This is a genomic window from Brucella pseudintermedia, assembly GCF_008932435.1.
Lineage (GTDB): Bacteria > Pseudomonadota > Alphaproteobacteria > Rhizobiales > Rhizobiaceae > Brucella > Brucella pseudintermedia.
In genome coordinates, this window is sequence record NZ_WBWE01000003.1 from 239880 (window position 1) to 252306 (window position 12427).

The window sequence follows — 12427 nt, forward strand, 5'->3', positions numbered from 1 at the left end:
ATACCATGTTTCATTAGGCTGAAGCTGTTCCTGCCAGACGGAACCGTCGGAATCGTTTTAGCTGTTTGCCTGTGCATTTCCGGACGGACCGGAAGTGATTCAGGCGGAAACGAAGAGGTGTCTATCGTGATGCTCGCGTGGGGGCAGAAGCGGAAGGCTGCGAATAGCGACCTTGCACCGCCCGCAGAAGAAACCGTTGAGAAGCCTGAAACCAAGCGTGAGCCGCGCCGCATTGCCCTGGCGCTGGGCGGAGGGGCTGCACGCGGCTGGGCGCATATCGGCGTGCTGCGCGCGCTGGACGAAGCCAATATCGATATCGAGATGATCGCCGGAACCTCCATCGGTGCGCTTGTTGGGGGCTGTTATCTGGCCGGAAAGCTGGACGAACTGGAAGAGTTCGCCCGCAGCCTCACCCGGCGACGCATGTTCAACCTTCTCGACATTACATTTCGCGGTAGCGGATTGTTTGGCGGCATGAAGCTGGACGGACGTCTGCGCGAACATCTGGATGGCTTGCGCATCGAGGAACTCGACCGCCCCTTTGTCGCGATCTGCACCGAGTTACGTACCGGTCACGAAATCTGGCTGTCCTCTGGCCCTCTGGTGGAGGCTATGCGTGCCTCCTACGCCCTGCCCGGCGCTTTCGAGCCTGTGCGCTGGCAAGAGCGCGTGCTGGTTGACGGCGCATTGGTCAACCCGGTGCCTGTATCCGTATGCCGCGCCTATGAGCAGCGCCTCGTTCTGGCGGTCAATCTCCATTATGACCAGTATGGCCGCGCCGCAGTCATCAAACATGCGCAGACCCGGCAGGACAGTCTCATTGACGCGGTTCATGGCGAGAAGGAAACGCGCCTAGGCATAACCGGCGTGATGATGGAAGCCTTCAACATCATTCAGGATCGTATATCGCGCGCTCGCATGGCAGGCGACCCGCCGGACGTCACCCTTATGCCGGTTGTAGGACAGATCGGGCTTGCCGATTTCCACCGCGCATCCGAGGCAATCGACGCCGGCTATACTGAAACATTAAAACGCCTGGAGGATATCAGGCGGTTGCAGGGTATCGCTGGCTGAGCCTTTCGGCAGTCAAAACGAATCCGAATGAATCGGATTCGCCGGATTCGCTTCTTATTGCTCCCCCGAGTTCTTTCTTGGTGCCATACATCCCCTTCAATGACGTTTTTCAGAAATTTTTCTGATTTGTGGAAGTCTTTGAAAAAGCCCGGAAAATCGGGGTTTTGACCTTGCCGCGCATGATTGGGCATCCGCATTTTTACATTCTTTTTCAAAAAGATTGCCGGAAGATGCATATGGGGCTTGTGCACCCCAAGGTGATTTGCTAAATGCCCACTCGCCGACGGAGTTCGGCTCCTACCACGGGCGGTCGTGGCGGAATTGGTAGACGCGCAGCGTTGAGGTCGCTGTGGGGCAACCCGTGGAAGTTCGAGTCTTCTCGACCGCACCATCGATACCCGAAATGCCTTTCGGTTCAGATAGTTGTTTGATTTCAGTAGCTTGTAGTCGCCTCCCTGCTACAAAAGGCGCTACAAATGACTGTCACGATGACTGGCTTGAGACGAGCTAAGAACGGCGATTGGTTTTCCCGGAAGGCGATTCCCGATGATGTGCGAGACGCCTACCAGACCGCCTACGGTATTCGCCGTGAGGAACGCTTCCGGCTATCCACAGACAAGTCCCCCGGCGAAGCGAAGGCAGCCTTTGCGGAATGGCTGGCGGACATAGAAGGTCGCATCAGTGCGCTTCGTGCTGCTGTCGCTGGCAAGGCGCTCGAACTATCGCACCGCCAACTCCACGATCTTGTGGGCCGCTGGTATGACTGGTTTGTCGTCCAGTACGCAGACGATCAGGAGCCGGTTGAGGCGTGGGATTTTCGATATGAGCGGTATCAGGACGCCGTAGAAGCGTTCGGTGGTGACCGCCCCGATGACGATGAAGATTGGGAACGTAGCCCACGACACGCCGCCAAGGTCAGGGCCGTGGTGCTGGAACTGTCTCGCCTTCAAACGTTCCTCGCCAGCGAAGGCATCAGCCTATCTTCCGACACCCTCGACCGCCTTGTGGATACCCTGGAGGCGGACCTTGTGGCCGCTATGGCGTTGCTTCGGAGGCGGGCAGGCGGCGACTATCGGCCCGACACCCATCGGGAACGCTTCCCGCAATCCATGCCCATCGTCCCCGCCAGCGTGAAGCTGGCCGGCTGGAACGTTCAGGAGACTTTCGAGGCGTATGTCAGGGAGCGGCAACCCCAACCCTCGACCGTCAATCGCTGGCGCGTGGTCTTCCTCGACCTCAACGATTTTCTGGATCGACGGGACATCGCGCTGATGACGGAGGATGACGCCGTTGGCTGGAAGGACAAGCTAGTCGCCAAGGGCGACATGGGCGCGCGCACCATCAACGAGGTTTGGCTGACAAGCGCCCGAACGGTCTTCAATTGGGCGAAGCGGCAGAAGAAAATCGCGGCCAATCCATTCGACGGGGTGAAGGTAGCCACCGGCAGGAAGACACCTACGAAGGGAGCCTTCAAACCCGAAGACGTAAAAACCATCCTGACAGAGACCGTGCAACCCCAAGGCCCGCGTGTATCGCCGCACTTCCGCGCAGCCATTCGGTGGGTACCGTGGTTGTGCGGGTACACCGGGGCGCGGGTAGGCGAGATCACGCAGCTACGCAAGCAGGACATCGAGCGGCACCCGGACGGCTTCTGGACGCTGCACATCACGCCGGAAGCCGGAGCGGTGAAGGGAGCCATGCCGCGCACGGTCCCCCTTCACGACCATCTCATTGAGCAAGGGTTCATCGAATTCGTAAGGAAGGCAAAGGACGGGCCGCTGTTCTACGACCCGAAAGCCAAGAGGAAAACGGGAAGCGACGACCCGCTCAACCCGACCCGACCGCCCTACGTGCTGATGAGGCAGAAGCTCGGGGATTGGGTTCGGGACTTGGGAGTTACCGACAAGGGTGTCAGCCCGAACCACGGCTGGCGGCATACTTTCAAACGGCGGGCTGCAAAGGCGAAGATCGAGGAACGCATCCGGGACGCCTTCTGTGGTCATACCGACCCGAAGGTCGGGCGCATCTATGAGATACCGGACATCGAAGAACTGGCCGATGCGATCAAGGCGTTTCCCCGGTACGAGATAGACCAATCCGGCAAACCATAGCGAAGCCGCTCGGCGGACGCATGGGCGAACCATCCGGCTCACCTTGGGCAATCCCCATGCGTCCCCTTGGGGGCTTCCCCTGCCGCCCATCGCGGGCGGTTCCATCATCATCACCACGAACACAATGGAGGTATTCAATGCGTGATGTTCATCATCGTCTTGCCCCCTCGGCTCTGGTCAAGGTGGCCGACCTTGGCCGAGACATTCGGGACGCCATGGCGGAAGCTGTCAGCCGCCATGTCGATTTCTTCCATGACGGATGGAAGCCGAGGGGCTTGTTCCTGCGCCTGCCATTCACCAACATCAGCGTGTGGCTGGAATGGTCGCCAGTCTCGGTAGGCTGGGGCTATGCGGCCAATCCGGCGAGTGACCGGGAGGTTTACCTTGGGCGTGTCAGGGGCGTGGTTTCGGTCGGGTAGATAGATGGTTTCCCGGCAATAGGTTTTTTCGTGCTGCGGTGATAACCGTAGAAAGGCGTTAACGGGGGTGGGTAGTTTATCCCTCGCCTTGTCACGATCACGCGCCCACGGTCACCCCCCGCAGCACGCTATGGCTGTTTTGCCGCACGCTCTTGATTCAACTCGAACAAGCGCGCCAAGATTTCGTCATCTGACAGATCGGCAGGCCAGCCATAGGCCGCCGCTACGGCCTCATCCAGCGCCTTGTGGGCGTGCTGTAGCCACACAGGGCGTTCATTGTAGAGATTAGTCAGGGTCCGCTTCTTGAGCTTCTGCGCTGCTTCCTCGTTGATCGGAAGGATACGGTCGGGATAGCCGGGGACCACCTCCGGCTCCCGCTTCACCAGATCGGCGGGGTTGAGCCAGTTTTCCCGAAGTTCGTTGAGATGAGCCGCTGCCGTGGCGATGGCAATGGCCCGAGGGTCTTGGGCATAGGCTTCGGCTGGAATGTCCGGGGTTAGTCCTTCGGGGAACGGGAAGGTTTCGAAGGTCGTAGTGGGCGTGTAGCGGGGGTCGTTACCTACCCCAAGCCATGTCCCCATCCGCAGCGCCCAGAGTTCGTGGAACCGGGAATGGAGAATGCCGAAGGTCGTATCGTCATCACGGGCGATAGCGACCACGGCACTATCAGGCAGTAGCATCGGCTGTTCCCAAATGAACAGTCGCCACTTCGATACTCTCGGAGTGATAATGACACGGCTAACCTTTGAGGTTGCCTCTTTTACATCGGCCCCGCTTCGCCCGAGACGCCACCAGTTGCGGCGACGTTGTTCATCACGATTGTTCGCCCTTACTGGGTAGATGTTAAGCCTAACATATTCGAAAGGCCCTTCGTAGAGAGCGGCTTCGTGTTCATTCAATTCCCCGAAGTCAATAATCCATTTTCCCGCAGGCCGTCGCGTAATATCCATGCCATTTGCCCATGGCCTGAGTACGTCTGAATTTGGGCGGCCATTGGGGTTAAGGCCGCTTGTCAGCCATCTGCGGATTTGCTGCCCATCTATGTCGAATGCCCCAACTTTTACGGGGCCTTGGAATGCCACGCCGCAATTTCTGGAAAGGCGACTGGCCTTCGTCAAATCTACAGCGCTGGCAGTCAGGTCCGGGTTCACCTTTTCCACTGGCTGCCCGTTGAGATGAGGAACCTCGCCATCCTGTAGTTCCCCGAAGACGACCATCGAAACGCGCACAGCAGCGCCTTCAACCGTCCAAGGCTCATCAGACCATGCGGCGATTATGGCCATGCTGTCCGTGATGCGGTCCATCACACGCCGGTTAGCACCACCGCGTATGGAGTTTGTGGTGACGAGACCCGCACGTCTAGCAAGGCCGTTTCGCATCGCCGTTGATGCTTTCTCGACCCAGTAGATTACGAGATCGGCCTCGGGAGGAACGCGGTTACGGTAGAGGGTGAACAGGGTTTCGATTGTCACATCACCCAATTGCGACCGCATCAACTTTCCGCCCAAGAACGGCGGGTTCCCGATGATGGCGTCAGCCTTGGGCCACACGGCTTCCACCCAGCGACCACCTTCCCCATTTTCTCCTGGCTCCCATGTCATCAGGGCGTCCCGGCATTCGATGGTCTCCAGCGGCTTCAAAATGGGGTTTTGGCTGGCCCCGAAGCCATTGCCGATCATCCACTGGATTTCGCCTATCCAGACTGACACGCGGGCGAGTTCGGCGGCATAGGGGTTGATCTCGATACCCTTGACCACCTCCGGGCCAATCCTCGGAAACCCCCTCGGCAGCCCCAAGGCTTCCGCTTCGACCTGCGCCCGGTGCTCCAAGTCCTTCAACGCCCGGAGCGCGAGATACAGGAAATTGCCGGAGCCGCAGGCTGGGTCGAGGACGCGGAAATCTGCAAGCCGTTTCAGGTGCGCGTCGAGGACCGCCTGAGCTTGGTTTCTAGCCTTTGTCGAGGTTCCCCCCTTTGATGACGCGGCCTTGTCCATGAGCGCCGTGATCTCGGCCTTGGCCTTCTCCCATTCTGCCGTCAGCGGTTCCACGATGACCGGGTTGATAATCATCATGATCTTTTCCCGGTCGGTATAGTGTGCGCCAAGCTGGCTGCGCTTGTCCGGGTCTAGGCCGCGCTCGAAGAGCGTTCCGAGAATGGACGGGTCTACATCACCCCAAAAGTGCTTGGCCGCCCGATGGACGATGGCGATTTCCTTCTTGTCCAGCGCGAACACGAGGTCATCGTTGAAGAGGCCGCCGTTGAACCACGCCACCTTCTCGAAGCCGATATGGCCCCCGGATTTCATGGCGGTGAACAGGCTGCGGGCGAAGCCCTCGAACTGGCTGGGGTCGTCCAGTGCCCGTTCCAACATCCGCATGAAAATGTTGTCGGGCAGCAACTTCACGTCTTCCGCAAACATGCAGAACACGAGCCGGTTGATGAAATGAGCCACCTGCTCGGGATGGTGGCCGCGCGCGCGAAGGGAACGGGCAAGCTCGGCAAACTCCCCAGCGACCTCTTCGGTTAACTCCTGTCGGGTCTTTGTGGGGCGCAGCGCCTCGGGGTCAGACAGGGCAGCTTTGAGCCAGCCGCGCTTTGTCGGGTCGCCAAGATCAGCAATGGCAATCTCATAGACCTTGGAGACAGAGTTGGTCCAGTTGGTATGGATGCGGATAGTCGTGCCTATGTCGGAGACGATCAGTAGCGGCGGGTTGTCGAGGGCGATGGCATATCGTTGAAGCTGCGCAAACGCCGTGTCGAGGTTTGCCTTGGTCCCCTTGTATTCCCACGCGAAATGACCACGCTTGAACACGTCCGCGAAGCCGTTTCCGCCCGTGGTCTTCGATGCACCTACCTCGAAACCATAATCCTTGCCGGTCGGGTCAACATCGGCAGGGGTCGGCTCGTCCAGCATCCGGCATAGATCAAGGAAATGCTCTTGTGCCGCAGCACGTTCTTTGAGTGCTGAGTTAAGCCATTTGGAAATAAACTGTTGTGGCGTCATGTATTGTCAGCGCCCCCCTCGGACAGAAACTTGCGGGCAGCATATGCCGAGCGGTTGATTCGCGACAAGGACATTAGGGAACCAGATCAAACCGCTCTCAACGGTTTACGTCTGTTTTCTTCGCTGCGGTAGAGACCGTAGAGCGTCAATCGCCCGTCTCTAGGTGTTTCCTCCCTGTTTTACGCCCGTTCGTTCCTACGGTCCCTACGGGTGCGAAAAGATCGAAGCTCAATTACCCCCCACAATAGGAGGGAGGCCCCCTAGGTTTGCATATAGCTTATCTCCATAGGTTAGCTTTAGGCTTCCCTTATGGAAGCCAATAGCTGCGTCCTAGGCCATTCCCTTCATCATCATCTTCCATCAATCCTTTCTGTAAGGCTTAAACCGAAGCCTTCTGCCAAGCTCTGACCAAGGGGCTTGCAAGATGATGATTGCTGTTCTCGCCCGAAGACTAACCGTTCCGGTTTCTGGTCTTCATTCTTCAAACCATCCCAGCCGCTTTGCCCGGTGCCTCTGGCCCGTGGTCGTCGGCATGCGACAACCGCAAGGAACCCACATCATGCTGGTCATCAACATTGCGAACAACGATAGAGGCCGCAGCTTCACCGCCACCTGCGATGGCATCAGCAAAACCCATTCCCGTAAAGACCCGGTACCCCCGTTGTGCCGGAGGCTGATAGATCGTGGTCATTCTCCCCACACGATGGTCATGGTGGTTCGTGGAACAACCCCGATCTTCAAACCCCGGTCGCTTGGCGCATGGGCGGCCTATGATATTGTAGATGACGATAATCGTGGTCTCATCCGCAGGTGCTACAGGCCCTTGCCTGACTTCTCGGGTGATGCTGATATCGCAAGGAAGCCCAATGCGCAGTCGCGCCTCTGCAAGGAAGCGGCCTGAATGTACCCACAGGGTCACGGTGTTAAAGCCGTGGCCCTGTTTTTTCGCGGTCAACACCATCCGTTTCTTGGTTCGGTGAGTACCCAGCGAGAACGTTCATTCTTCCCGCTACGGTAGGGGCCATGGAGGGGCGTTGTGGGTTCCTTAAGGGAATCTCTATGGACGCCGCATAAAGCCTCTCGTCGGTCGCCACGGGTGCGGGAATGGGTATCCTATGTGAGATGGAGCCGGCTTGTTTTTTGGGCAAAAATTCGAGCCGGCACCTCAATTATAGGATGATGGCGGTTCCCCCCTCTACCCCCGATTTTTTGGCGTTTTGCCGGGACCATGTTGCCGGGAGAACATGCCCCCAATTTTGGGGGCGTCCCCATCGTCCACAGCAAGGACGGCCAAGTCTTCGCCAATAGCCGGGACGTAGCGGAGTACTTTGGGAAGGAACACTTCAACGTTCTTCGCGACATCCGCAACTTGGAGATGCCATCAGATTTGAAGGCATCCTTCTTCCAACCCCATCGTGACCATCAAGGACGGCAAGGTGTTCGCCAATAGCCGGGACGTGGCGGAGTACTTTGGGAAGCGCCACGACCATGTGCTGCGCGACATTGACACACTACTTTTAACCGAACCGGCATGTGCCCCCAATTTTGGGGAGACATCAGCACAGGTGCCGATGCCCCGTGGGGGCGTTCGTTCGGAGCGCGCCTACGACATGACGCGAGACGGCTTCACGCTTCTCGCCATGGGCTTCACCGGGAAGCGCCATGACAACGTGTTACGCGCCATCGACCGGCTGGATTGTAGCGAGAAATTTCGATCCCTCAATTTTGAGGAGTCGTTCCTTGGGGTCGAGACAGGCAGGGGAGCGCACCGTGTCTTCCGCACCTTCGACATGACCCGAGACGGCTTCACCCTGCTCGCCATGGGCTTCACCGGCCGGGAGGTTACGCGCGTCCGAAAAGGTATACCCACACGCAACAAGGGCGACGAGGCGCTTTCTGTCCTATATGGGTTGACAGACGATTTATCGGACGATATTCCGATTATGTCTTTAACCTTATCGGACAAAGGGAGCTGCACTATGAAGATCGCCTATGCTCGGGTTTCCTCCACCGGCCAGAACGAAGCCGCCCAAGTGGACATTCTCAACCGTCAGGGAGCGGAAGAGATATTTATAGAGAAGGCCAGCGGCACGTCACGCGATGGCCGCCCCAAGCTGGCCGAGGCCATCAAGTTCGCCCGCAGAGGGGACGTGCTGATGGTGACGCGGCTGGACAGGTTGGCGCGTTCCGTTTCGGACCTACACGCCATCGCGAAGGAATTGCAGGCCAAGGGCGTTGACCTCGTGGTCACGGAACAGAACATCGACACCACGACCCCAACCGGGCGACTGATGTTCAACATGCTCGGAGCCATTGCCGAGTTTGAGACTGACCTTCGGAAAGAGCGGCAGCTTGAAGGGATTGCCAAGGCGAAAGCAGAGGGCCGCTATAAGGGACGGCCTGTGACGGTTGATGGTGACGCCATACGGGCAGCATTGGCCGCAGGGGATAAGCCTTCGGCAGTAGCCAAGCGGTTCAACGTGGCGCGGTCTACGGTCTACCGCGTGATGGCCGAGGCTGCATGAGGGTAGCCCCTGCGCTTGTTTTGGTTTGCCTGTGAGGCGGGGCGTCTATTCGTTTTTGCATGGCTCTGAGAAGGGCTAGAACGTCACGGTGTTGCTGGATCATCTTTTGAAGGTGGACCCGCTGACCGCTGCCGCGCGCGCCATACCATCGATTTCGTCATCTCGCGCGCAACCCTCACATAAAGCTCATCTCGGCTGAGTTTGGCGAGAACATCCCGTTGCGGGTGTCCTTGCACTTGGTTCATCAGATGCTCATGATTGTAGTCCGAGAAAACCTCTAACATGCGATCGTAGAACCGAAGCGGGTCAGTGATGTTCTCATGTGGTCCCTCCGGCTTTCCAAAGATCGCATTCCCATGCTTTGCGACGGCGGCTTGTTCCTGCAAGGTCAGCGGCACCGTGACGATGACGCGCTTTCCGCTCTTCTCATCATGAACGACAACCCATGCCTTGTCGTCCATTGCTGTTATTTCCTCGATTGTGCCGATGGCCTCTTCATCGTCCTCAGTAGGGTAGACGATTTGCTGGCCCAACCCCAACGTCTCGATTGGGGTGCCGCTTCTATCCAGCAGTTCGTCGGGTAGTCCCGCAAAGCTGTTCGGCACCGTCTGCACTTCAAGCATCGCTTCCAAGACACGCCGCACCGGGCGGTGCTTATCATGCCTCTCCATGGCGGTTTCAAGATCAATCACACCATCACGCATGTCCTCCATGCGGAAGCCATGGAGAACGGCGAATTGTGACCAGCGTTCAGCGTCGTCGCTCGCGAATTCTGGATAGTTGGTCACCACCACGTAAGCAGCTTGCGCAGGCTCAATCTCTCCCGTGAGTTTGTCTTTCACTGTGAGGTCTTCTGCATCGTCAATCGCGGTCACGATTAGATCGTGAAGCTGCGACACGTGGTTGGCCGTAAGATCAGGAATACCAAGCTCGAACCAGTAGACCGGGTTCGGCAGCTTCTTGGCCGACGCGTTATGAAGCATCCCGCGTATCCATTTCCGCAACTCGCGCTGGAAATCGGAATTCCCAACGTCGAACCCATTCCTCCAGCCGTTCTTTCGCTTGGCCTCGACGGCATATTTGCGCCCGTCTGGGAAGGTCGCGATGAACTCCGGCTTCCGGTTGTCGCCTTGGACTTCCTCAGCACCCTCGACAGCCGCGCCAGCGACCGCAAATGCAGATTCCACCAATGTCTCATAACAAGCGGCATCGAAATCGTTGGCTTTTCTCAGCCGCGCGATCAAATTGTTCTGAGGCTTGTCATTGTGCTCGATGAGATAGAGGGCATAGGCAAACCTGTTTAATGCCGCTGTTCCACCACGGGTCTTTAGCGGCTGGCCCGCTCCTATGCTCTTTCGCGCGTCGTTAAGCTGGCGCAGCCATCGAATGACGGGATGGTGTGGCATGTTTTTCGAGGCGTCAGAGCCCCACGCTGGAGTCATTACCCGCTTCATGTTGTCGAGCAAGAAATCGGGGAAGTAACCCCATTTGCGGGAGTAGGCCAGCGTTGTTCCAACCTGCACAAATCGGATGCCGTCAACTTCGGCAGTGATGATCGGCCGGCCGTATCCTTGTTGCTTCTTGCGCAGCATCTCCGCAGCCTCGTTTCTCTTTTTCATCAGATCAACAATGTGCGGAGGAATTTCGACGGCATCTTCGGCCTGGAGTGAGCCGTGGCAACGCTTGAATTTCCTGCCACTGTTGCAGGGGCAAGGAGCGTTGCGGCGAATCCCTTTGAAAATCTTCGGATCAAATTCCATGCCGAAGCATAGCACGGATTCTCTGTCTCCCTGTAATGAAGACAAGATCGCCTGTTGGCCGATAGCGAACGTATCCCCGTTGTGCGCCGCGGTGCCTATTCTAATGAATAAGGGCTGTTGACCCTTGCTACAAACGCCGCTACAAACGCCCTCACCTTGGCGATGAAAAAGACTAATGAAATCAATGGTTCGGAGCGCTCGCTGGCGTTTCTTCTCGACCGCACCATCTTCTCTCAAGAACAATCTAAAACTCTTTCCCCGCAAGGGGTTGAAGCTATTTCTTGATTAGAGACATTCACTTCTCATCAATGCAAGACAAGCAAAACGCGCCCTTCATCGAAGAGCGCGCCGATAGAAAGTCGTTTTTCCGTTTAGCTTTTGCCGATTTCGGAAAGGATCGCGTCGCTGTGCTCTCCAAGCTTTGGCGAGCGTCTGTCGAGCTTCAGTTCGGCATCGGAGAAGCGAATGGGCGTCCGTAAGCCGGGAACCCCTTGCGGGTCGATCTTCATCGCCCTCGCCTCAAATTGCGGGTCTGCGAACACATCGGCGACCGTATTGATCGGGCCGGCGGGCACGCCGATTCTCGCGAGTTCAGCCAGAAGATCGTCGCGCTTCCACGTCCGCGTCTTTTCTTCCAGAAGGGCGGTCAATTCAGCGCGGTTGGCGACACGCGCCGAATTGCTGGTGAAACGCTCGTCGGCCGCGAGATCGCCAATGCCGAGCAATGAAGTCAGCTTGCCGAATTGTCCGTCATTGCCGCAGGCGATGATGAAATAGCCGTCGGAAACCGGCAATGTCTGATAGGGCGCGATGTTCGGATGCGCATTGCCCATGCGCTTCGGCGATATGCCTGACGCCAGATAGTTCATCGCCTGATTGGCAAGCACTGCCGACATGCAGTCGAACAGCGCCATATCGATATGCTGGCCGGTGCCGGTGCGCTCGCGCATGATGAGCGCCGACTGGATCGCAATCACGCTATAAAGCCCGGTAAAAATGTCGGCAAAGGCCACGCCGATCTTCTGCGGCTCGCCTTCGGGATCGCCGGTGAGGTCCATGATGCCGCCCATGCCCTGGATCATGAAATCATAGCCTGCGCGCTCCGCGTAAGGTCCGGTGTGGCCGAAACCGGTGATCGAGCAATAGATCAGGCGTGGGTTGACGGCCTTCAGGCTCTCGTAATCGAGGCCGTATTTGTCGAGCCCGCCAAGCTTGAAGTTTTCGATAACGACATCTGCCTCTGCCACCAGCCGGCGCACCAGTTCCCTGCCCTCGTCGGTGCGGAAATCCGCTGTAATCGAGCGCTTGCCGCGATTGCAGGCGTGGAAATAAGCGGCTGACTGTTCGCCTTCCACATCGATGAAAGGCGGTCCCCATTTACGCGTATCGTCGCCTTCGGGGCTTTCCACCTTGATAACGTCAGCTCCAAGATCGGAAAGCGTCTGCCCTACCCATGGCCCTGCAAGAATGCGCGCCAGTTCTACCACCTTGAGACCGTCAAGCGGTGTATTCTGCATGATGTAACCTTTGTAA

The 12427-nt window shown here is 57.7% G+C and carries 10 protein-coding genes and 1 tRNA gene; 8 read left to right on the top strand and 3 right to left on the bottom strand.

The window, feature by feature from the left end; translation table 11 throughout:
- Positions 1 to 126 precede the first annotated feature (126 nt).
- The 4 genes from F9K78_RS05700 to F9K78_RS05715 all read left to right on the top strand — a co-directional run bounded on the left by F9K78_RS05700 (position 127) and on the right by F9K78_RS05715 (position 3604).
- Positions 127 to 1074 carry a patatin-like phospholipase family protein gene (locus F9K78_RS05700; protein ID WP_121983262.1) on the top strand — a complete coding sequence of 316 codons (948 nt, stop codon included), beginning with the start codon at positions 127 to 129 and terminating at the stop codon, positions 1072 to 1074.
- 306 nt (positions 1075 to 1380) lie between these two features.
- A tRNA-Leu gene (locus tag F9K78_RS05705) sits at positions 1381 to 1465 on the top strand.
- Positions 1466 to 1550: 85 nt separating this feature from the next.
- The gene (locus F9K78_RS05710) at positions 1551 to 3185 is read left to right on the top strand and encodes a site-specific integrase (RefSeq protein WP_122066444.1); all 1635 of its coding nucleotides are present in this window, start codon (positions 1551 to 1553) and stop codon (positions 3183 to 3185) included.
- A 137-nt stretch (positions 3186 to 3322) separates the two neighbouring features.
- On the top strand, positions 3323 to 3604 hold the full coding sequence (locus tag F9K78_RS05715; RefSeq protein ID WP_122066443.1) for a hypothetical protein: 282 nt from the start codon (positions 3323 to 3325) through the stop codon (positions 3602 to 3604).
- 128 nt (positions 3605 to 3732) lie between these two features.
- Here the strand turns inward: F9K78_RS05715 and F9K78_RS05720 are convergent, their stop codons facing one another.
- Positions 3733 to 6609: a class I SAM-dependent DNA methyltransferase gene (locus tag F9K78_RS05720; protein ID WP_122066442.1), complete on the bottom strand. Its 2877-nt coding sequence runs from the start codon at positions 6607 to 6609 to the stop codon at positions 3733 to 3735.
- 559 nt (positions 6610 to 7168) lie between these two features.
- Here F9K78_RS05720 and F9K78_RS05725 point away from each other — a divergent pair.
- The 3 genes from F9K78_RS05725 to F9K78_RS22275 all read left to right on the top strand — a co-directional run bounded on the left by F9K78_RS05725 (position 7169) and on the right by F9K78_RS22275 (position 9134).
- The gene (locus F9K78_RS05725; RefSeq protein ID WP_162929764.1) at positions 7169 to 7510 is read left to right on the top strand and encodes a hypothetical protein; all 342 of its coding nucleotides are present in this window, start codon (positions 7169 to 7171) and stop codon (positions 7508 to 7510) included.
- Between the two features lie 327 nt (positions 7511 to 7837).
- Positions 7838 to 8059, top strand: a complete 222-nt coding sequence (locus tag F9K78_RS05730) for a Rha family transcriptional regulator (protein WP_122066440.1) — start codon at positions 7838 to 7840, stop codon at positions 8057 to 8059.
- On the top strand, positions 8025 to 9134 hold the full coding sequence (locus tag F9K78_RS22275; RefSeq protein WP_122066439.1) for a recombinase family protein: 1110 nt from the start codon (positions 8025 to 8027) through the stop codon (positions 9132 to 9134). Before F9K78_RS05730 ends, F9K78_RS22275 begins: the two co-directional genes overlap by 35 nt.
- An 83-nt stretch (positions 9135 to 9217) precedes the next feature.
- Here F9K78_RS22275 and F9K78_RS05740 read toward each other — a convergent pair whose 3' ends face one another.
- The gene (locus F9K78_RS05740; RefSeq protein WP_151682099.1) at positions 9218 to 10894 is read right to left on the bottom strand and encodes a YecA family protein; all 1677 of its coding nucleotides are present in this window, start codon (positions 10892 to 10894) and stop codon (positions 9218 to 9220) included.
- 117 nt (positions 10895 to 11011) lie between these two features.
- Between F9K78_RS05740 and F9K78_RS21840 the strand changes: the two genes are divergently transcribed.
- A complete protein-coding gene (locus F9K78_RS21840) occupies positions 11012 to 11179 on the top strand; it encodes a hypothetical protein (RefSeq protein WP_162929763.1) in 168 nt (55 codons plus the stop codon).
- An 86-nt stretch (positions 11180 to 11265) separates the two neighbouring features.
- Here F9K78_RS21840 and F9K78_RS05745 read toward each other — a convergent pair whose 3' ends face one another.
- On the bottom strand, positions 11266 to 12411 hold the full coding sequence (locus F9K78_RS05745) for a CaiB/BaiF CoA transferase family protein (RefSeq protein ID WP_121983156.1): 1146 nt from the start codon (positions 12409 to 12411) through the stop codon (positions 11266 to 11268).
- Between the last annotated feature and the right edge of the window lie 16 nt (positions 12412 to 12427).